Below are 26,856 nucleotides of genomic sequence, written 5' to 3'. Positions count from 1 at the left end.
GTTAGCTTTTTACGACGAGCTTATAGTCCGGCGTTGTGTTTAAGGGGCAGGAATAGAGATACTCCCCTTCCTTCAATTCGACTTCATAGTTCAGCGTAGTCCCGGTATCCAGGCCGCCGCCGGAAACACTTATCTTGTTAAGTTTATGTAGTGGGTTCGCCCAGTTATAATCCTCCTCGCGAACCCAAAAACCGAGTGAGTAAGGTACGTTCTTGTTGCTGACACGGAAAATATATTTGCCGGGCTTTAGGGTTAGCACGTCGGAATTCGCCAGACGTGCGGCTCCGGTCTTGGCATTAATTTCCTCGCAGTCTGCTTTTTCCGTTGATGTATAGCCGTGATCGACGCCATTTTCCGATTCAACGAACTGGCAGGCAGTTTGGGTGAGGTTAATAACCGTAACTTCTTCGTCCGCAGCCAAGGCGGAGGTGGCAAATATTGGTGTAAGCAGAAGAGCCGCAACGCCCGGAAGAAAGAGGGAGCCATTCAATTTCATATTCTTGATCCGTTTCCTGAATAGGGTTTAGGTTACGAACCAAAATTTCGTTGAATTTTCAGAAATTACAAATCACGTGGCTTCACCCTTGCGTGAGGAAATCAGTCCGCTTCTATTGTCTGAAACCGTTTACGGTCGAAAACCCTGAGAACCTGCGCAAGTGTTTTGCCACGTTTCAAAACGCGGCCGCTCTGGCTGAGGACGGAATAGGCACCCTGTTTTGCGGCGAGGCGAGGTTCCTTATATATCCTGAAAAGAGGGCGGTCTGCTGTTCTGTGAAAAATTGCGAAGATACAGGCGTTCTTGGTCTCTCCAATGGCATAATCGCGCCATTCTGCCTTGGCGACCATGCGGCCATAGACCTGCAATATCTGGCCGAGTTCGTTGCGGTTAAAAAATACGTTCGGTTGTTGCGTTCCCGATCTCGCGTTCTTGGAAGATCGGACCAAATAGTGATCGTCGAAGCTTACAACCTCGCTCATTTTATCTCCTGCGTAACCTATGTGATTATTCTCTGCCATGTATATTAATTCGTCAAGTATTGAGAATTCCGTCATGGGGGCATATCTTCCATATGTGATGAGGGCGGAGACAGGTCAATTGGGCAAGTAAGAGAGGACATTCGAAATGACTGAAAAGATTACGAAAAGCGAAGCGGAATGGAAGGCTCAACTCTCGCCCGAGGAGTTTCACGTCGCCCGGAAAAAGGGAACCGAGCGAGCCTTTACCGGTAGGTATCATGACAATAAAGAGACGGGCATTTATCATTGCATCTGCTGCGGTGAGCCGCTGTTTGCGTCCTCAACCAAATTTGAATCTGGCACCGGCTGGCCAAGCTTTTGGGAACCAATTGACCCCGCGAATGTCGGTGAAATTGAGGATCGGAGCTTTTTTATGCGCCGGACAGAAGTCGTCTGCAATAAATGCGATGGGCATCTTGGTCATGTTTTCCCGGATGGGCCCGAGCCAACCGGTCTTCGTTATTGTTTGAATTCCGCTGCTCTTGATTTCAAGAAAGAAGAATAGAATTAGGCCTTATGTAGGAGTATGTTCGATGGGTAAGGAAAACCCGAACGAAAATATCGTTATGAGGGCACTTGATGTTGCGCCGCGTACAAAACCGTCAAATTACCCGGAACCCTTTTTCAGCCGCATGAGTCAGCGGGAAAAGCGCCAACTTGGTGATGTCTTCGGCATAAACAATTTTGGCGTTAATCTTACCCGCCTCTCTCCGGGAGGGGAGTCTGCTTTGCTCCATCGCCACAGCAAGCAGGATGAATTCATTTATATCCTAGATGGCACGCCAACACTGGTGACCGAGACTGACGAAGTCGCTATGCGGCCCGGTGATTGCGCGGGGTTCCCGGCTCAAGGCGCTGCGCATCAGTTGGTGAACCGCACAGAAACCGATGTCCTTTATCTTGAGGTCGGGGACCGTGTCGCGGGTGATGAGGGCAGCTATCCTAAGGATGATTTAAAGGCGATGCTCGGGCCGGATGGGCAATGGCAATTTACACATAAGGATGGATCGCCTTATTAGAACGGACCTTTATAAGCCGTCTTTCATCACACTGTCAGAAAAATGACAGGCCGCGAGATGGTCGGGAGCGACAGGGCTGAGCGGCGGCTTCACCTCTCTGCATACATCCTTGGCCATGGGACAGCGATCCTGAAAGGCGCAGCCAATACGTCGCTCAGTTTGGCCGGTTACATTTCCTTGTAGTTTGATGCGTTCGCGTTTTTTGCCAGCCCCTGGCTTTGGCACAGCATCGAGAAGGATGCGGGTATAGGGATGGGCCGGTGAACTGAATAAATCCTCCGTCTGGCCTTTTTCAACAATTTCTCCGAGATACATCACCGCGACCTCGTCGCAGAGATATTCAACAACAGCGAGATCATGGCTGATGAACATATAGGTGACGCCAAACTCATCCTGCAGGTCTTTCAAAAGGTTGAGAACTTGCGCCTGAACGGACACATCAAGGGCGGAGACAGGTTCGTCCGCGACAATCAGTTCAGGATGGGTAATCAGGGCGCGGGCGATGGCTATGCGCTGACGTTGCCCACCCGAGAATTCGTGCGGGTATTTTGAAATGTCCTGTGGTTTCAGTCCAACAGACTGCAATACATCTCGAACCCGGTTTTCGCGCTCTGTCTTTGAGATTGCGCCGAGGGCAGCCAGAGGCTCGGCGACAATGCGGCCGACATTATGGTGCGGATCGAGGGAGCCGTAGGGATCCTGAAAAACCATCTGGAAATGCTGGCGTAGGGGTCGAAGTTGATCGAAGCTGAGACCGACAACTTCTTTGCCCAATATCTTGACCGATCCGGCATCGGTAGGCTCAAGCGCCATGACATTGCGCGCGAGCGTAGACTTTCCGCAGCCGCTTTCCCCGACAATACCGAAGCTTTTGCCCTTATGAATTTCAAAGGTAACGCCATTTAGCGCAAAGACATGGCCGGGCTCGGCAAACAGACTCTCGCGTGGGAGACGGTAATGGCGCACAAGATCATGGACTTCCAAAACCGGAACAGGAAGGTTCTCTGTTGTCATGAAAAGAGTTCCTCCGTCTTGCGGTTGCGGGCTGCGTCGATATGATGGCAGGAGGCAAAGTGATTTGCGGTCACCTCAATGGCGGGCGGCGGCGTATTGCGGCACATATCTGTTGCAAGGGGGCATCTGTCGGTGAAGGTACAGCCAGACGGCAGGCTGATCAGGTCGGGGACAGTTCCGGGGATTGTCACTAAACGTCCGCTGCGCGCCCTGCCGAGCTTTGGCATCGCCGCGAAAAGTCCTTGCGTATAGGGATGGATCAATTCGTCAAATATCTGTTCTGTCCCGCCTGTTTCCACTGCGGAGCCGCCGTACATCACTAGAATATTATCCGTATTCTCTGAAATGACGCCCAGATCATGGGAAATAAGAATAAGCGCCATACCTTCTTCGCGGACAAGAGTGTGGATCAACTCCAAAATCTGGTCCTGAATCGTAACGTCCAGTGCCGTTGTGGGCTCATCCGCAATCAGGATATCAGGCTGGCAGGATAGCGCGATAGCAATCATCACCCGCTGCCGCTGTCCTCCGGAGAGTTGATGCGGATAGTTATCGACGCGCTCCTTTGGATTGGGAATGCCAACCCGGTCTAAAAGACGGATAGTTTCGGACTTGGCCTGGTTATCCGACATATTTCGATGCAGGCGCAAAGGCTCCATTATCTGGTGGCCAACCGTATGAACCGGGTTGAGGGATGTCATCGGCTCCTGAAAAATCATCGCGAGCCGGTTGCCGCGGATCTGGCACATTTCGGCATCGGTTTTATCCAGCAGATTCTGCCCGTCGAACGTGATTTCCCCAACCGTTTCACTTTGTTCTGGGAGCAGCCCCATTAGCGCAAGTGCTGCCATGGATTTACCGCAACCGCTTTCACCTACAATACCGAGTGTCTCTCCCCTGTTCAGGCGGAAATTGAGATTACGCACCGCACGGGCGGGTCCTTCACTGGTTGATAGAATGACGGACAGGTCTTTGACGTCAAGTAAACTCATTTAACGCTTCCTCGACAGTCGGGGGTCCAGTACATCGCGCAATCCATCACCAAGCAGGTTCAGACCGAACACCGCAATTGCAATGGCAAACCCCGGATAAATGGCTTGCATCGGGTCCAGGAACATCAGGGTTTGTGCCTCATTCAACATCCTCCCCCAGGACGGCTCTGGCGGCTGGGTGCCAAGACCAAGGTATGAAAGCGCCGCCTCTGCCAGGATGGCGATGGCAAAAAGGATTGTCGCCTGCACAATGATGATGGATAGAATATTGGGCAAGATATGCTCGAACGTGATGCGAAATCGGCCCTTGCCGGACGCGCGGGCGGCCATCACGAATTCTCGTGCCCATATGGAGTTGGCCGATCCCCGGGTCAACCTCGCAAATACCGGGATATTATAGAGCCCGATGGCGAGAATTGAATTCACCCCGCCAGGACCGAGGATGGCTGTAAGCATAATTGCGGAGAGGATCGCGGGAAACGCGAAGGAAAAATCCGAAAACCGCATGATGATCTCTTCCGTCCAGCCGCGTTTTGCCGCGGCGAGCAGGCCGAGACCGACACCGATAAAAAGGCCAATTGAGACAGCGACAACGGCGACAACGATCGAGTTTTGCGTTCCCGTCATCAACATTGATGCGATGTCGCGTCCGAATTGATCTGTCCCCAGCCAATGAGCGCCGGAAGGCGGTAAAAAGCGATTGGCGATTGTGATGTCGTAGGCGGAACCCGGTGTCCAGAAAAGAGAGACGATTGCGCACATCAGCAGGAACGCGGTCATGACGCCCCCAACCACAAAGCTGCGGCTGCGGCGGCATCGGTTCACGAAGGAAAGGGATCGATCTTCACTCATATGTCATGCGCCTTGAGTCGTGGATCGATAACCGCATAGAGAATATCAACGACGAAATTCACGACAATGATCATAGTGGCAAGCAGCAACACGACATTTTCGACGACGATTGTATCGCGGTTGTTGATGGCCTTCAAGACAAGCGAGCCAAGTCCTGGTATGTGGAATACATTTTCAACAACAACCGTACCTGTCAGAAGCGCGGAGAATTGAATGCCGGTGACAGTCAGGACGGGGATCAACGCATTTCGCAGGACATGCCGCCAAAGGGTCGCCTGCTTACTCAGGCCTTTGGCGCGCGCTGTGCGAACATAATCTTCGCGAAATACCTCAAGCACAGAAGAGCGTGTGATTCGGGCCAATATGGCACCGACAACCGTTGCAAGAGCGAGAGAAGGAAGCAGCAATGCTCTCAGGCATGCCCACAGGCCTTCATCCCAGCCCGGAAAGCCACCAGCAGGAAGCCACCGTAAATTTATCGCGAAGAGCATGATCAGAAGGATGGCAAGCCAGAAATTCGGGATAGAAATGCCAAGCTGGCTTATCCCCATCAAGGTGACGTCTCCTGCTTTGTTATGATTGGCCGCCGCATAAAGGCCGATGGAAAGCGCGAGAACGATGCTGAGTAAGATCGACATAATCGCAAGGGGAATGGTGATGAGAAGCGCGCCCTCTACGAGTTCCCAGACAGGGACCTTATAGGCGTAGCTTTTGCCCAGCTCCCCCTGCAATATTCCGGTCACCCAGTCCCAGTAACGCACCAGTGGAGGTCGATCGAGACCGAGTTCCTTTGTGAGCGCGTTAACAGCCTCATCAGACGCATCGACGCCCAATATCACCAGCGCTGGATCGCCCGGCAGGATTTCCATGACGAGGAAAATAACGATTGATGCGCCGATAAGGGTCACAAACAACGTCAAAACTCGCTTCGCAATAAAAATGCTCATATAATTACTTGGTGCCAAACATTACGCGTGAGAGCAGAGAATAAATTTAAATGCGTAAAAACAAGTTATCTGCAGAAAGTTGAGGGGTCAATCTCTGATCCGGATGCTTATTGTATGCTATGCGATAGAATGACGCAGTATACAATTTTAGCTTGTCGTAACAATGCAGGCGACCTATGCAGGTCGTTCGGAAATTTATGTTTAGTTGGTAACTTCGAGCTCGTTTTTTAGATGAACAAGATATTTGCATTCTTTATTGCCATTTTTCTGTTGGCCAGTGCCGCTGTCATTGGGCTTTGGATGTCTGGCAATTTGCCTGGTATTGGCCAGGGAAAGTCTGAAGGTTCTTCAGTTCTGGCAGGTGTGCCGCAGATCGGCGGGCCTTTTTCCCTTATCAATCATAAGGGGGAGACGGTTACCGATGCAGATTTCAAAGGTAAACTTCTCTTAATGTTTTTTGGGTTTACCAATTGTCCTGACGTATGCCCGACGGAGATGCAGACAATTTCTCTCGTCCTGCAGGAACTTGGCGATGATGCTGAAGAAGTGGTGCCTGTATTTGTCACTGTCGATCCAGAGCGGGATACACCTGAAATCATGGCAGAGTTTGTCGCCGCCTTCCATCCTGCAATTGTCGGGCTTACCGGCAGTGAAGATGCAATTAGTGATATAAAGAAAAAGTATCGCGTCTATTCGCAGAAACAGAATGAAGACGACCCGGACTTTTATCTCGTGGACCATACCTCCTTCACATACTTGATGGGGCGTGACGGTGATTTGATCACGGTTTTCTCTTATGGCGTGCCAGCCGAGGAAATGGCGTCGAAAATACGAGAGCAGCTATAAACGGATAAGGAAAAATGATGAAATACCTTAAATATCTCCCCTTTATTCTCTTGGTTGGGGTTTTGATCGTGAACGCGGAATCTGACCTGTTTGCCTCCCACGCATCCGAGAAGAATGGAATGGCTGTGAAAGACGCCTGGTCGCGGGCACGTCCTGCGAATGCTGCGGTCGGCGGTGCCTTTATGACCTTGCATAACATGGAAGGCGAGGCAGATCGTCTTGTTGCCGCAGAGAGCCCCATTGCTGATCGGGTGGAAATTCATAATAGCATCATGAAAGACGGTGTTATGAGCATGGTGCGGATGGACGAATTGCTTATTCCCGCAGGGGAGACAGTAATGTTGAAACCGGGCAGTTTCCACGTCATGCTCATGGGCCTGAAAAAGCCACTTCACAAGGGATCAGAATTTCCAGTGACGCTCAATTTTGCGCGCGCCGGGCAGATTACGGTTACCGTTCATGTGAAGGACGCAGGTGCAATGGACATGAAAATGCATGACCATAAGCACAAACAAGACTAGTTTGTAATTACAGATTCAATGAAAAGGGGCCGCTTGTACGGCCCCTTTTTTTTAGAATTCTGCGGTTGCTTTGACGGCAAGTTCACCCGTGGGTCCCTGGACCCAAACGCTGCACGCGTCATTATTCTCAGGCTTTCCATCCAGTGTGAAAGAGGCGATGTCGAAAATCGGATTGAAGTTGCGAAAGCTGAATTTCCGAAGCGGTCGCCCATCCATTTTGTTGACCGCAAGACGCATTAACAAAGTACCCAGAAGAGGCCCGTGCACGACAAGGCCCGGATATCCTTCCTTCTCAAGGCAATACTCACGATCATAATGAATGCGATGTCCGTTGAAGGTAAGGGCGGAATAACGGAATAGCATAACGGAATCAGGTTTCACCGTTTCTTCCCAAACGCCGTCATCAGGGGCGCCTTGCATGTCCTTTTTGCCGCTGCTGGCCACGCCTGCAGCTTCGCGGAAAACGATATCATGCTCTTCTGTCAGGCATAATCCGGCTTGATTCATCACTTGATGTTCGACTGTGACAAAAACCAGCGCACCTGTTCGTCCCTGCTTTTCCACGACGCTCTTGATCGTCGAAATCTTTTTGGCTTTGTCGCCAGCACGTAGCGGGGCATGAAATTCGAGCCTTCCGCCCGCCCACATCCGTCGTGGCAGTTCCACAGGGGGCAAAAAATCCCCCTTGATTGGATGCCCGTCAGGGCCGATTCGGGATTGTCTGTCAGTCGGTAAAAAATACATCCAGTGTCCCCCTGGAGGAACAATGTCGGAGGCGGGGTCGCCTTCATCCATAAGGGCCGCAAAGCCGTTCAGTGACTGTTGATGTATGATTTCTTCATGAGATATTTGATTGCCAACCCAGTTTTCCAGTTTTTTCATTTGTTTTTATCTCTTGGTTGCTTTTCGTATCATGGTTTGAATAGCATAAATGCATTATAGTTGGGGTAAATCTTACTAGCCAGAAGAGTCGTGATGTCATCCAAGTCGAAAGTTCATAAATTATCGCATATCGATCTTACGGAAAGTATGGATGTCGAGACAGCGGCGAAAGCGATTTTTCACGGGTGCGCCCATCATCTGAAGGAAAATTTTCGACAGTTCAAGGACGAGGGAGATCCGTTGGCGTTGATGCAAATTCGCATCGGGGTGCGCCGCATGCGCGTAGCGCTGTATATTTTTCGCGCCATCATCCCAAAGGAAATTCGAGCGAAATTTAACCGGGAATACCGTTATTTTGGAAACCTCCTTGGTGATGCCCGGAATATGGATGTATTTCTGGATAGTACGCTCATGCCTGAAATCAAGACTAAGGATTTTAGGAAGGTGTCGAAAGAACTTCTGATGCTGGGGGAGGAATTTCGCGCCGAAGAATATGACATCATAATACATGAAATCTCCGGCGGCCATTTTGAACGGCTATCTAAATCCTTTGACAAATGGCTGCAGGGAAACTGGGCGACAAAGCTCGGCAGGTCCGCGCGCAAAATCATGAGTAGCCCCGTTGCGCCTTTTGCCTTGAATGCGATCGAAGAGGGTGGCGTTGAACTTTTAAATCGCGGAGCAGATGTGGAAAATCTCTCGGCCAACGAGCTCCATGATTTGCGTAAATATATAAAACGCTCCCGCTATCATTTGCGGTTTTTTTCCTCCCTGATTCGCAAGGAAAAAATTGATGAGGGATATGATCTTCTGGTTCAGATGCAGGATTATCTTGGCCATATTAATGATGTGAAAGAAGGTATGGTCATCCTCAGCCAGTTGAGCGCTGCCGTACGCGCCGAGTATTTTGCCGAAGCATTGCGCTTCAATGCCCGGGTTTATTGTGATGCCAGTAAAGAAGTGGAGCAGAATCTGAAGGAGTTTCTGAAGCTCTGGCGGAAATTTGAGGATTTCACTGTCGATAAAAAGGATTTGCGAAAGGCGACCTGAGGCTGTTTATCGTTTAACGAACGGAAGAGACAGCATCCAGAGAATACTTTGTTTGCGTTCTTCCTGATACTCGCTAAGGCCAATGGTCATTTTGTCATGGCCTGCCGATGGCTGGGGAAGATAAGTGCCGAATAGATAGTCCCACCAGGGCAGGTTGAAGCCGTAATTGCTGTTATGCTCTCCCCGTATCACCGAATGATGAACGCGATGCATGTCCGGGGTGACAACAATTTTTCGCATTATCTGATCGATTTTTTCCGGTAAGCCTGCGTTGGCATGATTGAACATGGCGACTGAGCTCAAAAGAATTTCGAATATAATTACTGCCACAACGGGTGGACCCAGCAAGAAGACAACCACCAGCTTGAGCAGCATGGAAAGAAAGATTTCTACGGGGTGAAATCGGGCGCCGGTAGAGACATCATAGTCGACATCTGCATGGTGCATTTTATGAAATCGCCAGAGAAAGCCGACGCGATGAAAGATTACATGCTGCCAGTATATCACCAAATCCTGTAGGATAACCGCAATCACGATGGAAAGTGCGATCGGTATTTCAATGATATTGAGGAGGCCCCAGCCATTTTCTTCGGCAATTGCGGCTAGCCCGACCGCCAGAATGGGGAATAGCAGCCGTAGTAGAAAGGTGTTCAGGAACGTCACGCCGAAATTGTTCAGCCATCGCCACAGGGTCGAAACAGTTTGTGGGCGTTTCGGGGCGACGACCTGCCAAATACCAATCATCCCGAGCGTTCCCAGAAAAAAGCTCAGGCGGATGGTCGGTTCATGGCTCGCAATGTAATCCAGCATGATTTTGTCAGAGTCTCCTTCGTTCCTCTGACAAAATAGGGCGCTCCAAATGAAATAACCATTGAAATCATCGGCATAGCGAAAACGTGAAGATCCACTAAACTTCGTGATCGGATCTTGTGTGAGGCCGCGCTAATTGATAGGCACAGCCGCCTGACCCGATCCGATCTCTCCCATATGCTTTATGTCGCGGCCGACTTCCTCCAGAATTGGACACGCGCGGTCAAAATCTTCTGCTCGGCCGCCAACGCGAATACTAAGCCGACCCTCGGTCGCGTCCTGCTCACTTCCTATCGCCGGGGCATCCAACCAATGGGCGCCTTTTTCCTCCACCATTTTGGCATATTTTTTCGTAGCTTCGGAGGAGGTCTGACCAAGATCAACTATTAGCGCGCCGCTTGCAAGATTGGAAAGCAACCCGTCTGGCCCATTGAGAAAAGCGTCAATCAGTGCCTGTTTAGACAGCATCAGGAAAATGATGCCATCCTTTATCTGGTCATTCACTTCACTCGGCGCTTTGTACAAATTGACCGCATCGCGGGCCATTTTATAGCGCAAAGCTGGTGAACGGCTTGTTGCATGGACATCTGCACCACGCGCTTTTAGCCGCCGTAATACTGGCCGACCAACGTCGCCGAGCCCTAAAAACCCGACAGAAACCCCTGTTAAACCACCCATTAATAACCCTCCCACTTTTATTATTAAAAAGGATTATTATCGGATGTCAGCCGTTTGGCAAATATTAGTTATATCAGGGGCGGGCGTACCGGACGGCGGAACCACGCTCGATCGCGGCGGCAGTGAGGCGATCGACGTCAAGTCCATGGCGTAGCATTTCAAGCATACGAAGTTCTTCCTGGCTCAACTGGCCATCAGAAACCGCGACGTCGCAAGCAAGGGCGTAGGCCGTATCGTAAATCTTTTTTGGCAGAACAGCCCGGATCTTGCCAATGATTTCGTCCAGTTTTTGGTCTCCGTTCAGCATGTCGACGCAAGTCGTCGCATCATCCGGAAGATGTTCTTCCTCGTAATCGGCAAATACCGGAAGGGTGCGGACTATCTCACCGATTGTGAACAGTTCCCGGTCCGTCATTTCACGGTCTGCAGCGGATACAATTACCATTGTTGAAATAAGGGCGGTATGCAGGTTAAGCGTCGTCATGCGACAGTATCTCCGGTCTGAAATGAAACAATTACTCACAGGATATGAGGTTCATTCCCGATTATCCAATGATATTTTTTTCAATGCCTGTTCTTTTTCGGAAATAAAATTCCGGGTAAGCGCTATGGCGTCTTTCAGGCCAAGCCGATGGATCTCGACTTCCGGTGGAAAGGCGGAGGCAAGGCGGGAGGGCATCATGCTATCCAGCATCACGAAGACGCCGAAGTCATTTTCTCGCCTAAGCAATCGGCCAAAAGCCTGCTTTAGTTTAAGGCGAGTCAGCTTGTCATCATATTTACTGCCGCCAAAAGCCTTCTTACGGGCTTTATGCTTGATATCGGGGCGCGGCCAGGGGAGCCGGTCGAAAACGAGAAGGCGCAGGGACCTGCCCGGCACATCAACGCCATCGCGAACGGCATCCGTACCTAGCAGGATTGAGTTTTCCTCCTCCCGAAAAATATCGACGAGCGTTGATGTATCCAGCGCATCCTGATGTTGGGCATAGAGGTCATATCCGGCAGCGGCGAGAGGCTTTTTGATATTTTCATGCACTGCGCGCAGACGCCAGATTGCCGTAAAGAGGCCCAAGGCGCCGCCACCGCTTGCGAGAAATAATTCACGATAGGCAGCGGATACTTCCTTCATATGATCCCGTCGGACGTCCGTGACAACAATCACCCGTGTCTGATTGGCGAAGTCAAAAGGGGAGGCGAAATGCGATCGCATCGGCGGCAACACCATATGGTGCGCGCCGGTTCGCATATCCGCCGACTGCCAGCTTTCCTCCCCATCATGGTTGTCGCGCAAGGTTGCGGAGGTAATGACGGCGCCATGGGATTTTTTCAGGATGGTTTCCGCGAAGGGGAATGTCGGGTCGACATAGCTCCTGTAATAGCCGAGATCGAGCTCGCGCCCGCCGATGCGTTCAATCGCGAACCAATCTACGAACCCGTCAGGCGTTGGGTTTTCTATTTCCTTCAGCATGGCGCGCCAGGGTGCAATATTCATCGTAACGCGGCGCGTAATGCCCTGCACGGCAGCTTCAATCCGGTGGCGCGTGGCGCTATCGAGGTCTTCGGCTTCCGTATCCAGCCGGTTTAGTAGAATTTTACCAAGTGTCGTCATTGGACCGGCCAGACCGCTCAAGGCCTTGTCCAGCTTTTCTGCCGCGTCAGCCAAGCCGGGGAGAATTTCGTCAATTGTACATTCGATAGAGTAGGGGCTGTCCGGTTGCCTGCACCTTGCGAGAACCTGAGTCCGGACAAAACTGAGTAATTCCTCCATCGGGCCGCTTGGTGCACCGTCGCGCACACGGGTTAGCCAGCCATCTGTCGGCAGTCTGCGCGCCGCCCGCATGGCTTTTTGTAGAGCATCAGCGCCCTTCTCATCATCACCGATTAAGTCCCCGATACGGTTTTCAAGGCCGCGCATCCTGCTTTTCCGACCTGTATCACTTCCCGCGATCCAGCGTCGCAGCTCCGCTGTTTCTTGCCCGGTTAAGTGCGCGGCAAAGGCACTGTCCGCGGCATCGAACAAATGATGGCCTTCATCAAATACATAACGCTTGGGAAGATAGGGATCGTCCGGGCGTGTTGCTCCGTTTATCATCACGAGGGCATGATTGGCGATGACGATGTCCGCTTTGCGTGCCTTACGGCTTGATTTTTCGATAAAGCATTTTCGATAATGCGGACAGGCGGAATAGATGCATTCCCCCCGCCGGTCAGCAAGTCGGATGACACGAGACCGACCTTCCAGCTCCAGCAGCCAGCTTGGAAAGTCGCCACCCACCATATCGCCGTCGCGGGTTGCGGATATCCATCTCGCGACAAGGCCCTGAACAATCTGTTCAGATTTTGGTGCGGCGCCTCCTTGTAGAGCCTCCTCAAAATTCAGAAGGCATAGATAATTTTCCCGGCCCTTCCTGACGACGGCCTTTTCCATTTTTTCCGCAGGAATTGGGTAAAGGCGGTTGAGTTCACCATCAATCTGCCGCTGCAGGTTCTTTGTAAACGTGGAAATCCAGACCGCCGCCCCATTCTTTTCCGCCCACAGGCTGGCAGGTGCTATATATCCAAGTGTCTTGCCCGTACCGGTCCCAGCTTCCGCGAGAACGAGGTTCGGGGCATCCGCCTGATCACGCGGAATAAAGGCATGGGAGGTGAGGGCGCTGAAATCTGCCTGCTGCGGCCTTGCTTCCGCATTGTCCCCTAACATTTCCTTGAGCCGCTCCCGCGCCTCGATCTCGCTGACAGCGATATCATCGGGCGGAGGCTCAGGTGCATAGTCTGCCCACTCCGAAAGGGTGCGCCATGTATCCATTCCGCCGAAGCGCTCCCGGCTCTCGGGTGTGCCAACGGCAGCTAGAATCGCCGGAGCCCAGTTCCACCCCGCCTGACCCATTGTCATGGCAATTGTGGATGCTTCAATTCGATATTTTTCATTTAAACCGGTTAAATATTTTAATATAGAATTTGCAGCTTCGAACAGGGTCAGTGTTTGCTCTTCCGTATCGGCTGTTATCTCCAAATCGAGAGCACGAGCGACCCCTCTTGCTGTTGGGAGGCATTGCCGCGCTGGAAAGGCAAAGGCAAAGAGTTCCAGCAGGTCATATGCAGGGAAGGGATTAATGCCAAGGCGCTGCGCCATATTTAGTCGATGAACCAGCAAGGGAGGTTGGCTAACGACGCGGACAGCGGTCTCGTCAAGGGTGGTTTTTGCCATCTCGCCATCTGTCGTGAGCCAGTATCCACCATCTCCACCGAGCACAAGAACGGGTGCGTCGGGCAGCTTGATATCTCCATAAGCAGGGCTGTTGTCGTTTTTTTTAGCCATTTTTCCCATTTGCGCATGCAAATTTGCCTTGCGATCGTTGACGGCACCTGTTTGTGCGCCTACATTCCGCGCTTTCTAGTGATCCCTTCTTCCAACGAGGTTTATAATGTCATCGGACGCGGAAATTGCACTATCGAGCAACTCCTGGGCTTTTGTCGAGGCAAAAAAACTTGTGGATCGCTATGCGAAGAAAGCACCGGAAAAAGGTTATGTGTTGTTCGAGACCGGATACGGTCCGTCTGGCCTGCCACATATAGGTACGTTTGGGGAAGTGGCGCGGACGTCTATGGTGCGACACGCCTTTAGTATCCTCTCGGACATTCCGACGCGGCTGATCGCCTTTTCTGACGATATGGACGGACTTCGTAAAGTACCGGACAATGTTCCGAACCAGGAACTGCTCTCGGCCAATCTGAATAAGCCGCTGACACAGGTGCCGGATCCATTTGGAACACATAACAGTTTTGGCGAACATAATAATGCTCGCCTGAAGGCTTTTCTCGATCAGTTCGGGTTTGAGTATGAGTTCCGTTCCTCTACCGAATGCTATAAGTCTGGCGAGTTCGATGAGAGTTTGATGCTCGTACTGAAACATTATGACGCGATCATTAATGTGATTCTGCCGACATTGGGGCCGGAACGGCGTGCAACTTATTCCCCTTTCCTGCCGATCTGCCCTCGCACGGGAGAGGTTCTACAGGTACCAGTTATTGCGCGGGATGAAGCGGCCGGAACCGTTACCTATAAGGACCCGGAAACAGGCGAAGACGTATCCGTCCCCGTCACTGGCGGTCATTGCAAGCTTCAATGGAAGGTAGATTGGGCGATGCGCTGGCATGCTCTTGACGTTGATTATGAAATGGCGGGTAAGGACTTGATCGACAGTGTGACCCTGTCCAGCAAGATTGTCCGGATTATGGGCAAAAAGCCGCCGGAAGGCTTTAACTACGAACTTTTCCTCGATCAGGAGGGGAAGAAAATATCAAAGTCAAAGGGCAATGGCATCACCATTGAGGAATGGCTGAAATATGCGTCACCCGAAAGTCTGTCACTTTACATGTACCAGAATCCGAAGAAGGCAAAGCGGCTGCATTTCGATGTGATCCCAAAGGCAGTTGATGAGTATTTTACGTTCCTCGGGAAATATTCAGAGCAGGAAGCGAAACAAAAATATGCCAACCCGGTTTGGCATATTCATTCAGGACATCCGCCGAGCGAAGGCCTGCCGATTACCTTTGGCATTCTGCTTAACTTGGCGGCGGTCGTGAACGCGCATGAACCCTCTGTGCTGTGGGGATTCATCTCTCGCTATGTGGACGGCGCGACGCCGGAGACCAATCCGGAGCTTGATAAGCTCGTTGGCTATGCGATCGCTTATTATCATGATTTTGTGAAACCGACAAAGCAGTACCGACTGCCGACGGAGAAAGAACGTAAGGCTCTGGAACAGCTCGTTGCATTGCTAAAAGAGTTGCCCGACGGTGCAGAGGCAGCGGATATCCAAAATGAGGTCTTCAATGTCGGTAATGAAAACGAATTTGAAAACCTGCGCGATTGGTTCAAGGCGCTTTATGAAACCCTGCTCGGGCAATCACAAGGCCCGCGGATGGGTTCCTTCATCGCCCTTTATGGAGTGAAGGAAACCATTCAACTTATCGAGCGTGTTCTGGCGGGGGAGGATTTGGGTGCGGCATAGCGCCTGCTTCCTTATCTAGAAAAGCTGGCTGTCGCGGGCGAAGTCCATATACATTGCACGCAGCTTCATGGCGACAGGGCCGGGCTGTAGCTCGCGATCCTCGATGCGGGTAACCGGCATGATCTTGCCAAAATTGCCACTGTTGAAGATTTCATCCGCTGTCATAACATCTTCGCGTGACATGAAAGTTTCCTGAACCTCGATTCCCGCAGCATCCGCCAGAATTTTCACCCGCGCCCGCGTTATGCCGGCAAGGAAACATCCTGTCGCGGCGGGCGTAAAGGCAACACCGTCTTTAACAGTCCAGATATTCGCGGTGGCAAATTCCGCCACATTGTCATTTGCATCCATCAGGATCGCGTTATCGAAACCGGCTTTACGCGCCGCAGCAACTGCGCGGCCGGAATTCGGATAGAGGCAAGACGCCTTGGCATCCGTCGGGGCCATGTCCCGCGCGGGGCGTCGTTCCTTCGCAAAATGGGCAGAAAAGCCGTCGGCCTCCGGCATAGGGCTATCATAAACGGCGAGGATAAATTCGGCGCTATCCGGCTCCGGATCAATAAATCCATCACGGGCGAAATACATCGGGCGGATATAAAGCTCTGATTCCTTGGGCAGCTTGCGAACAGCCTGCTTGCAAAGATCGATCACCTCCTCGGTTTCCATGGTTGGCTCAAACCCGAGCGCTCTGGCCGAGCGAGCCAGACGGGCGCAATGTTTATCTAAGTCTGGGGCCATCCCCTGAAAAGACCGTGCGCCGTCAAAAACTGTTGAGGACATCCAGAAAGCATGATCCATCGGGCCGGTTACCCGCGGGCTTTCATCATACCAGTCACCATTGTAGAAAAAAACACCAGCCATGTTTGAAGCACCTTCATTATCTTGCAGTCCAAAATTTCTATCAGATAAAAGTCGATATAGGCAAGCGCTGTGCTAGCGACCTCCATCACAGATAGTTGTTTTCGCTTCTCAAAAGTTTAGCCATCCTGTAGTTATGCGGCGGAACTGAGGATGGAAAGCTGACATGACAGTAATTTATCATATGGCGGACAAGGCGGATTGGCAGTCGGCACTGGAAACCGGTGTCTACGAAGGCACAGCCGCAGATAAAGCGGATGGTTTTATTCATTTTTCAACGCGGCAGACTGTTGCCGAAAGTGCGGCAAAGCACAGAGCGGGCGCTGGAAACCTGCTCTTGATATCGATTGATGCCGATCTTCTGGGCGATGATCTGAAATGGGAATCAGCGCGTGGTGGAATTATGTTTCCGCATCTATACGGTCCGCTTGATCCCGCCCTGGTGAAAGAGGTCGTGGATTTACCACTCGGCCCAGATAATCTTCATATTTTTCCGGAGCTGGAATAGCAGTTGGGCAATTTTTATCAAATTCTGCGACCGTTTCTTTTCGCATTTGAGGCTGAGAAGGCGCATAACCTGTCGATCCGGGCGCTGAAGAATGGACTGCTGCCACGCGTAGACAACACGGTCGACCCCATCCTCGAAAGCAAGGTTTTTGGTCTTAACTTTCCCAATCCTATCGGACTCGCGGCGGGATATGATAAGAATGGGGAGGCGCTAACAGCCCTATCCGGGCTTGGGTTTGGTTTTTTGGAAGCCGGAAGCATTACCCCGCAGCCGCAGCCGGGCAATCCCAAGCCCAGGATTTTTCGCCTTACAGACGACGAGGCGGTGATCAATCGGCTCGGATTTAATAACAAAGGCCTGGAAGAGGCCGCGCGGAACTTTGCCAATAAGCCTTCCTCCCTGATTGTTGGCGCGAACCTTGGGGCGAATAAGGACAGCAGGGACCGGATCGCGGATTACGTAATGGGCATGGAAAAACTTGCTCCGCGAGCAAACTATGTGACTGTCAATATCTCTTCGCCCAATACGCCGGGCCTTCGGGCGCTTCAGGGACGGGCGGAACTGGAAGATTTGCTCGGAAGGATCAGTGAAAAACGGCGAGGCATGGTAGCGGAGGGAACAGCCTTCTTTCCAATTCTCCTTAAAATCGCACCGGACCTGACCGACGCTGACAAGGCGGATATCGCGGCAGCAGTGCTCGATCATCAAATCGACGGGTTGGTTATCAGCAATACGACGATTACCCGGCCCGAAAGCCTGCGGAGTCCGCAAAAATCTGAAACAGGTGGGTTGAGTGGTCAGCCGCTGAAACATATCTCCCTTGCTGTGTTGAAGGACATGTATCAGGCAACCGGGGGTAAGTTACCCATTGTCGGGGTCGGTGGTATTCAAAGCGCGGAAGATGCCTATGCACGTATCCGGGCAGGGGCCTCACTTCTGCAGCTCTATAGTGCAATGGTTTATAGGGGCCCTTATGTTGCAGTGGAAATTGCGAAAGGCCTCGCGCGCAAATTGCGGGAGGACAATTTAGCTTCGATTGAGGTAGCTATCGGTATTGATACACCGCTTTAATCTTAAAAGCTCGGTGGTGTGCAGGCGCTGACGACGACGACTTCTTCTTCACCTAACGCGCGGAATCGGTGCGGGCGGTGGCTTTCGAAGTAATAGGCATCACCGGCCTTGAGAACCTTCTTATCCGCGCCAACGGTTACCTCTAATCTGCCTTTGACAATGACACCGGCTTCCTCCCCCTGATGGGATAACATGTTTCGTCCCGTGTCAGCGCCGGGAGAGTAGATTTCATGTAAAACCTGCAAAGCTTTCCCGGTAAGATCGCGCCCGACCTGCCGATAAGAGATATTTCCCTCGGAAATAGTCGTCAACTCGTCGCGTTCATAAAAAATTTTGCGGCGAGATGAAAAGTCATTTGCAAAGAAATCAGCAAGGCCGACCGGAAAACCGTCCAGTACTTTCTTGAGCGAACCAACAGCAGGGCTTGTCCGGTTCTGTTCTATCATGGAAATGGTTCCATTGGTCACGCCGGCCCTTTTTGCAAGTTCGCGCTGGGATAGGCCATGCTGCTCTCTTAGGCTGCGCAACCGTGCGCCAAGATCAAAGTCCATCATTATAGTTTTCCCATGATTCGCCATAGTGTTTAGATTTTTAAACATAAACATCATCATGACAACGATGAATCCTCAGAAAACAGAGATTTATTTTTCATCTTGTGCAAATAAATAACCCGGATAATGTCGATGAAACTATTATCCGGGAGTGCTTCAATATGTCTGATACCGCCGCTTCAAGTCCAAACAACCTCGACGCCTTTTGGATGCCTTTCACGGCAAACAGGCAGTTCAAATCGAACCCTCGCATGCTTGTTGGTGCCAAGGGGATGTTTTACAAAAATGCCGAGGGGCAATCGATCCTTGATGGTACATCAGGGCTCTGGTGCTGTAATGCAGGCCATGGCGACCCGCGTGTCGTCAATGCCGTCAGTCAGCAGATAGCGGAACTGGACTATGCGCCCTCATTTCAGATGGGCCATCCGAAAATTTTTGAACTGGCCGCGCGCGTCACCGGGATGTTCCCAAGTGGTCTGGATCATATGTTCTTCACGAATTCCGGATCTGAATCAGTCGACACGGCGCTTAAAATTGCGTTGGCATATCACCGCGCACGTGGAGAAGGTACCCGGACCCGCCTGATCGGAAGGGAGCGAGGATATCACGGAACCGGCTTTGGCGGCATTTCCGTTGGTGGCATTGTCGCAAACCGACGGACGTTTGGTACAATGCTGACAGGCGTGGATCACATTCCGCATACTCATCTCCCGGAAAAGAATGCCTTTTCCCGCGGCCAGCCCGAGCATGGCGCGGAGCTTGCCGATGAGCTTGAGCGGCTGGTAACGCTGCATGACGCTTCTACTATCGCGGCTGTCATTGTTGAGCCGGTTGCGGGTTCAACCGGCGTTATCCTGCCGCCAAAAGGATATTTGGAGCGGCTTCGGAAGATTTGCGACAAGCATGGTATCCTGCTGATCTTTGATGAGGTGATCACAGGTTTTGGGCGACTTGGCGCGCCCTTTGCGACCGATTTTTTCGGCGTTAAACCCGACCTGGTTACGCTTGCAAAAGGGCTTACCAGTGGCACGATCCCGATGGGCGGTGTTGTCTGTTCAAAAGATATTTACGATGCCTTTATGACCGGACCGGACAATATGATTGAGCTGTTTCACGGCTATACCTATTCCGGTCACCCGGTTGCCGCCGCCGCCGCCCTCGCAACACTTGACTGTTATAAGGAGGACAACCTTTTTGAACGGGCGAACGAGATTGCATCCTATTGGGAAGATGCCCTGCACTCACTTAAGGGTGTTCCCAATGTCATTGATTTGCGCAATCTCGGACTAATCGGCGCGATCGAATTGGAGCCCATTCCCGATAAGCCCACGGCGCGGGCATATGAAGCCTTCATCAAATGTTATGAAAAGGGTCTGATGATACGCACGACGGGGGACATTATCGCACTTTCGCCGCCGCTAATTGTTGAAAAAAGCCATATCGATCAAATCTTTGACACGTTACGTACTGTGTTGAAAGAGGTGGCCTGAGGAATTAGCCATCCTTCCTTTCGATCGCATCGGGTTTTATATTTATGAGTACTGGACGGAGGCAATTTTGCCTCCGTATTTTTTCGCATATTATATAATATTGAAAGTCAGAATGACTTGCAATTGCTGCATTTCCGGTTTAAGACTCCCTGCTAATTGAGAATAATATTCATTATCGATGAGGATCTAAAATGCGCTTGAAATATACTGCCTCCCTTGCCTTGGCGGCCGTTGCTATGACTTCCATGGCGACGCCTGCGCTCTCGGCGGAAGAGGTAAATCTATATTCCACACGGCAGGAAAGCCTGATCCGTCCGATTCTTGACGAGTTTGAGAAGGACAATAACATCAAGGTAAATGTTGTGTTTGCCAAAAAAGGCATGCTGGAGCGGTTGAAGTCTGAGGGAATGAACAGTCCCGCTGATGCCGTTCTGACCGTTGATATCAGCCGTATTGCAGCACATAAGGCTGCAGGCGTGTTGCAGCCAATTGAGTCAGAAAAATTGGATGCAAATATTCCGGCTCACTATCGCGATCCGGCCGGAGAATGGTTTGGGCTGTCAGCAAGAAGCCGCGTCATTTTCTATTCGAAAGATCGTGTGAAACCGTCTGAGCTTTCGACATATGAGGATCTGGCTGACCCGAAATGGAAGGGCCGTATTTGCGTCCGTTCTTCCAGCAATGCCTATAACCAATCACTGTTGGCCTCACTCGTCGTTCATAACGGAGCGGAAGCTGCAGAAAAATGGGCTCAGGGCATTAAGGACAATCTCGCTCGCAAACCTCAGGGTGGTGATCGTGACCAGATTAAAGCGGTTGCAGCTGGCGAATGTGACATCGCGATTGCAAACACTTATTACTATGGTGCCATGCAGAATTCTGATGATGCGGTTCAGCTGGATGCCACTAAAAAGGTAGCTATGTTCTGGCCGAACCAAGACGGGCGCGGTGCGCATTTCAATATTTCCGGCGCGGGTGTTACAAAGTCGGCGAAAAACAAGGAAGCTGCGGTTAAGTTGATCGAATATCTTTCCGATACAAAGGCTCAGGAATTCTATGCCTCCACCAACTATGAATTTCCGGTTAAATCCGGCGTAGAGCTGGATGAAACAGTTGAAAGCTGGGGCGAATTCAAGGCGGACGAAGTTGGTCTTGATAAAGTCGCGGACGCTCAGACAGAAGCCGTCAAGATTTTCGACCGCGTTGGCTGGCGCTAAAATTTAGTCGATACGAATAAAAAAGGGGCCTATTGGCCCCTTTCTTTATGCGCTGTGGCGTGGTTATTTAGAAAAGGCTTCGCGAAGTGCCGCGACTCCTTCATTGACGCATTCTGTGGATTTATCGACCACACTCCCGAGATTTATGAAGCCATGCACCATGCCTTCATAATGGGTATGCTTGGCTTCGCAACCTTCTTTGTTCATGCGTTCCGCATAGGCGATTGCCTCATCCTGCAGGGGATCGAATCCGGCGGTCTGAATCAGGGCAGGTGGAAGGCCTTTGAGGCTTTCTGCGCGTAACGGTGACGCCCGCCAATCCTTTTTATCTGCGTCGTTTTTTAGATAATGGCCCTGGAAATATTCCATCATTGAACGCGTCAGAAAATATCCTTCCGCAAATTTTTCATGGGACGGGGTAGTCATTTCCATATCGGTCGCCGGATAGATCAGCCATTGGAACTTCGGCAGATAGGAATTTTCTTTAAGTGCGGCCAAGCAGACGACGGCCGAGAGATTCCCGCCCGCGCTATCGCCACCTACCGCAATTTTATCCGGGTTGCCATTATACTCTGCGATATTTTCTGCTGTCCAATTGAGAGCCGCAACGGAATCTTGGACAGCTGCCGGGAATGGGTGCTCCGGACCCATGCGATAATCCACGGACACAACAACAAAGGGGCCGGAGTTCGCAATCAGGCGGCACAGGCTGTCATGGGTATCGCGACTGCCGATGACCCATCCACCGCCGTGATAATACACAAGAACGGGCAATGAGTTTGTCATCCCGACCGGCTGGTAGATACGAATGGGGACATCGCCAATTGGTCCAGGAATGTCGAGATCGATTGCCTTGCCAATATCTACATCCTTGAAAGTTAACGTCAGTGCTCTTTCTTCATAGGCGGCCTTAGCTTCGGTTGGGGTTAATTGATCAAGTGACGGCAATCCCTTCTCTTCAGCAATATCAAGCACCCATTTTGCCTGTGGATCTAAAGCCATTCCCTGTCTCCTTTTTCTATACTTATTTCTTGAGGGCTTTCTCTACAAACTGAAGCCGATCCTGACCCCAGAACAGCTCATCTCCAATGATATATGTCGGAGCTCCGAACACGCCCCTTGCGATCGCGTCATCCGTGTTCTTATCATAGAGTGCTTTGATTTCAGGAGCCTGGCTTTCTTTCAGCAACTCAGCGCCATTGAGGCCTGCCCGATTAGCCACTTCAACCGCTGTAGCTTCATCTGCAATATTGCCCTCCTCAATCCAGACTAATCGCTGAAACATCCCGGTGAGGCCGATTGCGTCTCCGCCGCGCATCGCCACAGTAGTGACCATCAACGCTGCGATCAGGTCCGAGGCGGGGAAAAACTTCGGGTGGATATTGATTGGGACGTTATGTTCCTCTCGCCATCTGGCGAGTTCCATCAGGCGATAACTTTTCCGTTGTTCACTTCGCTTGCCGAGCGGCAACCCGCCTGTTGCGGCGAATATAGTTCCGTAGTTGACGGGAATAACGTTAATCTTGGCGTCATTTTGCTTCGCCATCTTAAGGAAGCGATCATGGCCAAGAAAAGCCCAGGGCGATACAAGCGTCAGATAATAGTCGATGGATTTTGTCACGAGGCAATTCCGATTTTTGTTATTTGAATTGCCTAGAGTTTAAAGGTCAATGGAGGCGTTTGGGAAGCAGTTTTTCCATCAACCCTTCGAGAGACATGCCATCTTCCCACCCGTAAGTTTCCGCTATCCGATCGATCATACGTTGGCGAAAATTATCTAGATCGGCGCGCGGATGATAATGGGTTGCTTTACGATGCTCTTCCATCGCTGTTTTAAAGGCTGTGTAGAGATAAGGCGGCAACTCAGCGCGGTCATAGAGGCGCTGAAAGCCGAGATAACCCCGCCCAGACGTCAGCGATACGACACGCTTCTTTGAAATACCAGAGGCATGACCAAGTGCGGCGGCAAAAAATGCGTGATTGCCGTTGATGAGCAAGCGCAACATCAGTGTCGCCGTCAGGCGCCCCTCCCGTTCAAGCGCGAGTGATTTCTTTTTCTGTTCGTGATCGGTCATTCTCCGATCCAGACTCTTGGCAAGTGCTTTTTCGCGGGCGTTGAGAATTTTTTGGACGGAAGTGTTGTTCTCTACCGGATTTCTCTCGATGAGAATTTGCTTATATTCTTCAGAAATAAAATCGAACAACCGAGAAACAATCTGCTCGGGGAGGAAGGGACGATGAACCAAAAGGGCTTGTATGGGGTCTATATCGCCAAAACGACCAAGGATATGATCATAGGCCGTCTTTCCGATAATCGCCGTTTCATTTCTCAAGCAGGCTTTGATGGCCGAATAACATCCGATTTCGGCGATACAGGCCGTTGATTTCACACCAAGGTGCGGCCGCGAAGCAATAGTAGTTTGAATGCTGTTGCTGGCGGTTTGTAGGATCGTCCACAGATCCTCATCTGAAAGGATCGGTGAATGAGTGACGATAGGGGAGGATATTTCGTCTACGTCCAGAGCGAGCTTCATCGCCATTTCCTTAGACAGGAACTCACATTCCTTGACGGCATCGGCAATTGCATGCCGCACGGCCGTATCGATATCATTCACAAAATAATTGATGATAGCTTCTGTTAGTTCCAGGTCATCATCGGTCAATTCCCGCGCAACAAATCCTTCTGCCGCCGTGCGTGCGGTATTTATACGCATCGGCGTCGGCATTTTGGCAAACATTGCGGCGATATGGTCGCCATAAAGGGTAGAATCAACCAACATGGATGTCATCAGCCTGAAATCTAAAAAAATAATTCTAGGAGATTTAGGTTAATAGGGGGTTACCAGCTGCTAAAAACTCTAGGAAAGCGGGATTAAACAATCCCTCTGATCTCGCGGAACTGTCGTACCGCGAAAGAATCGGTCATGCCCGAGACGAAATCAGTAATGCCGAGAAGCCAGTCATAACGTTTGCCTGGGTTCTCATTGCCGTCCGGAAAAAGGGTCATCAGGACGGAGGATCTTGGGTTCATAGCCGTGCCGTCACGATTAAATCTTTCCCAATCGAGGTTGGCGTCATAAAACGCATCCAGCAGGGTCGTAAGTATTTCTGAGCCGCTCAATTCGGCCTGAATACGCTCCGGATGGCGGTAGATCTCACGCTGACAGAGCGCGTATATTTCATCGAAGAGTTTTGCCCGCCGCGAATGATGCAAGAGGTCTCCTTTGAAGTTTCCGGCGAGAATTTCTCCTTCACAATCCTTGAAGATGTCGGAGACTTCTCCAATCAGGCGGCCGATACATTTTGCGCGAAGATAGGAAATTCGCTCCGATGGATCATCGACTTCCGCATAGCGCTTTGGTTTGTCGCCAAGAATGCGCAGCATCAAATCTTCGGTCTCACCATAGCCAAGGCGGCCAAGTTTATACCCATCCTCGATGTCGACGACGCTGTAGCAGATATCATCTGCCGCTTCGACCAGGTAGGCGAGGGGGTGCCGGCACCAGTAGTCATCATTTCCCCGCTGAAGCAGCCCAAGCTCATCCGCAATTTCGTGAAATGCTCTCAGTTCGGACTGCATTACCCCAAATTTTTTGCCGCCGCTGTCTGCCGGGGACGGAGCAGAGACAATGGAGGTCCGAGGATATTTCATGAATGTGCCGAGAGTGGCATAGGTCAGCCGCAAACCGCCGGCATTTCGCCAGTTCTGCAATTTCGTCAGAATGCGAAACCCTTGCGCATTGCCTTCAAAGAGCTCAAGGTCGCGAGCCTCGTCTTCGCTTAAGCCTTCCGCCCGCTCCGCTGCGCCATGGCCATTCTTGAACCAGTGGCGGATAATCTCTTCGCCGAAATGCCCAAAAGGCGGGTTGCCGATATCATGGGCAAGACAGGCGGCGGAGACTATATGACCGAAATCCGCGGGGCTATATTCACTGCCTTTTAAATGACGGTCGATAATGACCTGTCCGGCATTTGCACCAAGCGAGCGGCCAACGGACGCCACTTCCATGGAATGAGTAAGGCGGGTCCGCACATAATCGCTTTCCGCTAGAGTATGAACCTGTGTCTTGTCCTGCAACCGTCGAAAGGCGGAGGAAAATACAATGCGGTCCTGATCTTTGTGAAACGGGCTGCGCGAGGCGATGACGGGATCGTTATGATCCTGCCCATAGCGCCGAGTCGAAAGAAGTTTGTTCCAGTCCATCATAGGGTCAAGCTACTTCATAACTACTTACTATAGAATGAATATTTTTATAGAGGGGCATAAAATCAACTGTCCACATCTTGGGCGCGACGTGAATTTTTCAGCCCCATCCAGGGTAGGCGAGGATTAGTTCGGCCAAAAATTCGCGGTTATTCCGATCCATAGACTGGATAATCCGGGAGAGGCTACCCAGACTTTCTTCGAATAGCTGATCAGCTGTCGCGCCTTCCCACAATGCGACAAGTGTCATCAGCATTCGTCGTTGTGCATGAGATAACTTGAGACCACCGCTGTCGGCCTGATCGCGCTTGATCGCGTCAATATCGGGCATCAGGTCGTAATGGCTATCGACGTCCTCAATCGGGCCGGAGGTGGTTTTGAAGTAGCGCTCCAACTGATTGTAGCGAACGACGTCTTTCAATAATGCCGTAAATGATTTTTCGTCCAACAGTGCCTCTTGTTTCAACAAAAAAGTGAAGGGACGCCAAAGTAATACATATGCGACTTCTTGCAAATCGGGAAAATATCCCTACTATAAACAGTGATATTTCCTCCTCATATAGAGGGAATGTTCTCAGGGCAGGGTGAAAGTCCCTACCGGCGGTAAAGAACAGGTTTCTGTTCAAGCCCGCGAGCGCCCGCTTCGGCGGGGTCAGCAGATTCGGTGTAAATCCGAAGCCGACGGTGATAGTCCGGATGGAAGAGAACAGGATAAAGGGTGGTCAGGCCATGCAGGTCTGTGCATGCCTTTAACCTATTTGCCTTGGGTTTTTGTCAACTTGAATAAACAAGGCCCAAAAATGAAAATCAAAAACACGACATCTGACAATAAAACCCCCAGCATCCACAAAAGCCATAGCCGCATTGCCATCATTCAGGCGAATTGGCATGCCGATATCGTCCATCAAGCGAGTAAGTCTTTCATCGCTGAACTGCGCGGCTTTGGATATGACGCTGATTCTTTCGATATCAATGATGTTCCGGGCAGTCTGGAAATTCCATTGATGGCGCAAAAGCTTTCGGAAACCGGGCGTTATGATTTGATCATGGCGACAGGACTAATCGTGGATGGAGGAATTTACCGACATGACTTCGTTTCTCGGACCGTGCTCGATGGTATGATGCGGGTCCAGCTTGACAGCGACATCCCGGTTTTATCGGTCGTCCTGACACCACATCATTTTCAGGAGACGGAGGCGCATATGAGCTTCTTCAAGGAACATTTTGTGCTCAAGGGTCAGGAGGCGGCTAGAGCCTGCCACCAGACACTTGAAAATATGCGCGGCCTGAAAGAGCTCAAGCTCGCGTCATAGG

General features: G+C 51.1%; 29 protein-coding genes and 1 riboswitch. Of the genes, 11 read left to right on the top strand and 18 right to left on the bottom strand.

Annotated elements, in window-relative coordinates; genetic code table 11:
- Position 1: 1 nt before the first annotated feature.
- Both LKE13_RS00490 and LKE13_RS00485 read right to left on the bottom strand, forming a co-directional pair.
- Positions 2-496, bottom strand: coding sequence for a hypothetical protein (locus tag LKE13_RS00490; RefSeq protein WP_227947721.1), 495 nt, complete (start codon positions 494-496; stop codon positions 2-4).
- A gap of 101 nt (positions 497-597) precedes the next feature.
- Positions 598-978, bottom strand: a complete 381-nt coding sequence (locus LKE13_RS00485; RefSeq protein WP_227947720.1) for a DUF2794 domain-containing protein — start codon at positions 976-978, stop codon at positions 598-600.
- A gap of 145 nt (positions 979-1,123) precedes the next feature.
- Between LKE13_RS00485 and msrB the strand changes: the two genes are divergently transcribed.
- Positions 1,124-1,522, top strand: a complete 399-nt coding sequence (gene msrB / locus LKE13_RS00480; protein WP_227947719.1) for a peptide-methionine (R)-S-oxide reductase MsrB — start codon at positions 1,124-1,126, stop codon at positions 1,520-1,522.
- A 28-nt stretch (positions 1,523-1,550) separates the two neighbouring features.
- Positions 1,551-2,036, top strand: coding sequence for a cupin domain-containing protein (locus LKE13_RS00475; RefSeq protein ID WP_227947718.1), 486 nt, complete (start codon positions 1,551-1,553; stop codon positions 2,034-2,036).
- Between the two features lie 9 nt (positions 2,037-2,045).
- Here the strand turns inward: LKE13_RS00475 and LKE13_RS00470 are convergent, their stop codons facing one another.
- Genes LKE13_RS00470 through LKE13_RS00455 form a run of 4 tightly spaced genes read right to left on the bottom strand, consistent with a single transcriptional unit; the run spans position 2,046 to position 5,841 of the window.
- On the bottom strand, positions 2,046-3,050 hold the full coding sequence (locus LKE13_RS00470; protein WP_227947717.1) for an ABC transporter ATP-binding protein: 1,005 nt from the start codon (positions 3,048-3,050) through the stop codon (positions 2,046-2,048).
- Entirely contained in the window at positions 3,047-4,042 is a 996-nt protein-coding gene (locus tag LKE13_RS00465) for an ABC transporter ATP-binding protein (protein ID WP_227947716.1), read from the bottom strand. Before LKE13_RS00465 ends, LKE13_RS00470 begins: the two co-directional genes overlap by 4 nt.
- Positions 4,043-4,894, bottom strand: a complete 852-nt coding sequence (locus LKE13_RS00460; protein ID WP_227947715.1) for an ABC transporter permease — start codon at positions 4,892-4,894, stop codon at positions 4,043-4,045. It abuts the gene before it with no gap.
- The gene (locus LKE13_RS00455) at positions 4,891-5,841 is read right to left on the bottom strand and encodes an ABC transporter permease (RefSeq protein ID WP_227947714.1); all 951 of its coding nucleotides are present in this window, start codon (positions 5,839-5,841) and stop codon (positions 4,891-4,893) included. Before LKE13_RS00455 ends, LKE13_RS00460 begins: the two co-directional genes overlap by 4 nt.
- 231 nt (positions 5,842-6,072) lie before the next feature.
- Between LKE13_RS00455 and LKE13_RS00450 the strand changes: the two genes are divergently transcribed.
- Both LKE13_RS00450 and LKE13_RS00445 read left to right on the top strand, forming a co-directional pair.
- Positions 6,073-6,687, top strand: a complete 615-nt coding sequence (locus LKE13_RS00450) for an SCO family protein (protein WP_227947713.1) — start codon at positions 6,073-6,075, stop codon at positions 6,685-6,687.
- A 14-nt stretch (positions 6,688-6,701) separates the two neighbouring features.
- Complete coding sequence (locus LKE13_RS00445) at positions 6,702-7,208, top strand: copper chaperone PCu(A)C (protein WP_227947712.1); 507 nt, start codon at positions 6,702-6,704, stop codon at positions 7,206-7,208.
- Positions 7,209-7,259: 51 nt separating this feature from the next.
- On the opposite strand, the gene LKE13_RS00440 is transcribed toward LKE13_RS00445, so the two are convergent.
- The gene (locus tag LKE13_RS00440) at positions 7,260-8,090 is read right to left on the bottom strand and encodes an FAS1-like dehydratase domain-containing protein (RefSeq protein WP_227947711.1); all 831 of its coding nucleotides are present in this window, start codon (positions 8,088-8,090) and stop codon (positions 7,260-7,262) included.
- Between the two features lie 93 nt (positions 8,091-8,183).
- Between LKE13_RS00440 and LKE13_RS00435 the strand changes: the two genes are divergently transcribed.
- Positions 8,184-9,140 (top strand): CHAD domain-containing protein, encoded by a 957-nt coding sequence (locus tag LKE13_RS00435; RefSeq protein ID WP_227947710.1) that lies wholly within the window; start codon positions 8,184-8,186, stop codon positions 9,138-9,140.
- Positions 9,141-9,146: 6 nt separating this feature from the next.
- Here LKE13_RS00435 and LKE13_RS00430 read toward each other — a convergent pair whose 3' ends face one another.
- The 4 genes from LKE13_RS00430 to LKE13_RS00415 form a co-directional block, all read right to left on the bottom strand.
- Positions 9,147-9,950 (bottom strand): sterol desaturase family protein, encoded by an 804-nt coding sequence (locus LKE13_RS00430; protein ID WP_227947709.1) that lies wholly within the window; start codon positions 9,948-9,950, stop codon positions 9,147-9,149.
- 132 nt (positions 9,951-10,082) lie between these two features.
- A complete protein-coding gene (locus tag LKE13_RS00425) occupies positions 10,083-10,628 on the bottom strand; it encodes an NAD(P)-dependent oxidoreductase (protein WP_227947708.1) in 546 nt (181 codons plus the stop codon).
- A gap of 73 nt (positions 10,629-10,701) precedes the next feature.
- On the bottom strand, positions 10,702-11,112 hold the full coding sequence (locus LKE13_RS00420) for a tellurite resistance TerB family protein (RefSeq protein ID WP_227947707.1): 411 nt from the start codon (positions 11,110-11,112) through the stop codon (positions 10,702-10,704).
- A gap of 51 nt (positions 11,113-11,163) precedes the next feature.
- Positions 11,164-13,947 (bottom strand): ATP-dependent DNA helicase, encoded by a 2,784-nt coding sequence (locus LKE13_RS00415; RefSeq protein ID WP_227947706.1) that lies wholly within the window; start codon positions 13,945-13,947, stop codon positions 11,164-11,166.
- Positions 13,948-14,053: 106 nt separating this feature from the next.
- Here LKE13_RS00415 and LKE13_RS00410 point away from each other — a divergent pair, with 106 nt between their 5' ends.
- Positions 14,054-15,643 (top strand): lysine--tRNA ligase, encoded by a 1,590-nt coding sequence (locus tag LKE13_RS00410; RefSeq protein WP_227947705.1) that lies wholly within the window; start codon positions 14,054-14,056, stop codon positions 15,641-15,643.
- Positions 15,644-15,658: 15 nt separating this feature from the next.
- On the opposite strand, the gene LKE13_RS00405 is transcribed toward LKE13_RS00410, so the two are convergent.
- Positions 15,659-16,504 (bottom strand): branched-chain amino acid aminotransferase, encoded by an 846-nt coding sequence (locus tag LKE13_RS00405; protein ID WP_227947704.1) that lies wholly within the window; start codon positions 16,502-16,504, stop codon positions 15,659-15,661.
- Between the two features lie 163 nt (positions 16,505-16,667).
- Between LKE13_RS00405 and LKE13_RS00400 the strand changes: the two genes are divergently transcribed.
- Positions 16,668-17,009 (top strand): DUF952 domain-containing protein, encoded by a 342-nt coding sequence (locus tag LKE13_RS00400; RefSeq protein WP_227947703.1) that lies wholly within the window; start codon positions 16,668-16,670, stop codon positions 17,007-17,009.
- A gap of 3 nt (positions 17,010-17,012) precedes the next feature.
- On the top strand, positions 17,013-18,080 hold the full coding sequence (locus LKE13_RS00395; RefSeq protein ID WP_227947702.1) for a quinone-dependent dihydroorotate dehydrogenase: 1,068 nt from the start codon (positions 17,013-17,015) through the stop codon (positions 18,078-18,080).
- 2 nt (positions 18,081-18,082) lie between these two features.
- Here LKE13_RS00395 and LKE13_RS00390 read toward each other — a convergent pair whose 3' ends face one another.
- Complete coding sequence (locus LKE13_RS00390; protein WP_415776483.1) at positions 18,083-18,631, bottom strand: cupin domain-containing protein; 549 nt, start codon at positions 18,629-18,631, stop codon at positions 18,083-18,085.
- 161 nt (positions 18,632-18,792) lie between these two features.
- Between LKE13_RS00390 and LKE13_RS00385 the strand changes: the two genes are divergently transcribed.
- Both LKE13_RS00385 and LKE13_RS00380 read left to right on the top strand, forming a co-directional pair.
- Positions 18,793-20,121: an aspartate aminotransferase family protein gene (locus tag LKE13_RS00385; RefSeq protein ID WP_227947700.1), complete on the top strand. Its 1,329-nt coding sequence runs from the start codon at positions 18,793-18,795 to the stop codon at positions 20,119-20,121.
- Positions 20,122-20,312: 191 nt separating this feature from the next.
- Positions 20,313-21,338 carry a Fe(3+) ABC transporter substrate-binding protein gene (locus LKE13_RS00380; protein WP_227947699.1) on the top strand — a complete coding sequence of 342 codons (1,026 nt, stop codon included), beginning with the start codon at positions 20,313-20,315 and terminating at the stop codon, positions 21,336-21,338.
- A gap of 63 nt (positions 21,339-21,401) precedes the next feature.
- Here LKE13_RS00380 and LKE13_RS00375 read toward each other — a convergent pair whose 3' ends face one another.
- From LKE13_RS00375 to LKE13_RS00355, 5 genes are all read right to left on the bottom strand, one after another.
- Positions 21,402-22,340 carry an alpha/beta hydrolase gene (locus LKE13_RS00375; RefSeq protein WP_227947698.1) on the bottom strand — a complete coding sequence of 313 codons (939 nt, stop codon included), beginning with the start codon at positions 22,338-22,340 and terminating at the stop codon, positions 21,402-21,404.
- Between the two features lie 22 nt (positions 22,341-22,362).
- Positions 22,363-22,959: a 2-hydroxychromene-2-carboxylate isomerase gene (locus LKE13_RS00370; RefSeq protein ID WP_227947697.1), complete on the bottom strand. Its 597-nt coding sequence runs from the start codon at positions 22,957-22,959 to the stop codon at positions 22,363-22,365.
- Between the two features lie 46 nt (positions 22,960-23,005).
- Positions 23,006-24,118, bottom strand: coding sequence for a DUF2336 domain-containing protein (locus tag LKE13_RS00365; RefSeq protein WP_227947696.1), 1,113 nt, complete (start codon positions 24,116-24,118; stop codon positions 23,006-23,008).
- A 92-nt stretch (positions 24,119-24,210) separates the two neighbouring features.
- On the bottom strand, positions 24,211-25,545 hold the full coding sequence (locus LKE13_RS00360; RefSeq protein ID WP_227947695.1) for a deoxyguanosinetriphosphate triphosphohydrolase: 1,335 nt from the start codon (positions 25,543-25,545) through the stop codon (positions 24,211-24,213).
- Between the two features lie 97 nt (positions 25,546-25,642).
- Positions 25,643-25,990: a hypothetical protein gene (locus LKE13_RS00355; RefSeq protein ID WP_227947694.1), complete on the bottom strand. Its 348-nt coding sequence runs from the start codon at positions 25,988-25,990 to the stop codon at positions 25,643-25,645.
- Positions 25,991-26,108: 118 nt separating this feature from the next.
- Positions 26,109-26,254, top strand: a riboswitch (FMN riboswitch).
- A gap of 88 nt (positions 26,255-26,342) precedes the next feature.
- On the opposite strand from LKE13_RS00355, the gene LKE13_RS00350 reads away from it, so the two are divergent.
- Positions 26,343-26,855, top strand: coding sequence for a 6,7-dimethyl-8-ribityllumazine synthase (locus tag LKE13_RS00350; protein ID WP_227947693.1), 513 nt, complete (start codon positions 26,343-26,345; stop codon positions 26,853-26,855).
- The last annotated feature ends 1 nt before the right edge of the window (position 26,856 follow it).

Origin of the sequence: Sneathiella sp. HT1-7 (genome assembly GCF_020731145.1) — a bacterium.
In the GTDB taxonomy this organism is placed as follows: Bacteria; Pseudomonadota; Alphaproteobacteria; order Sneathiellales; family Sneathiellaceae; genus Sneathiella.
This window is presented reverse-complemented; position numbering and strand designations above follow the sequence as displayed.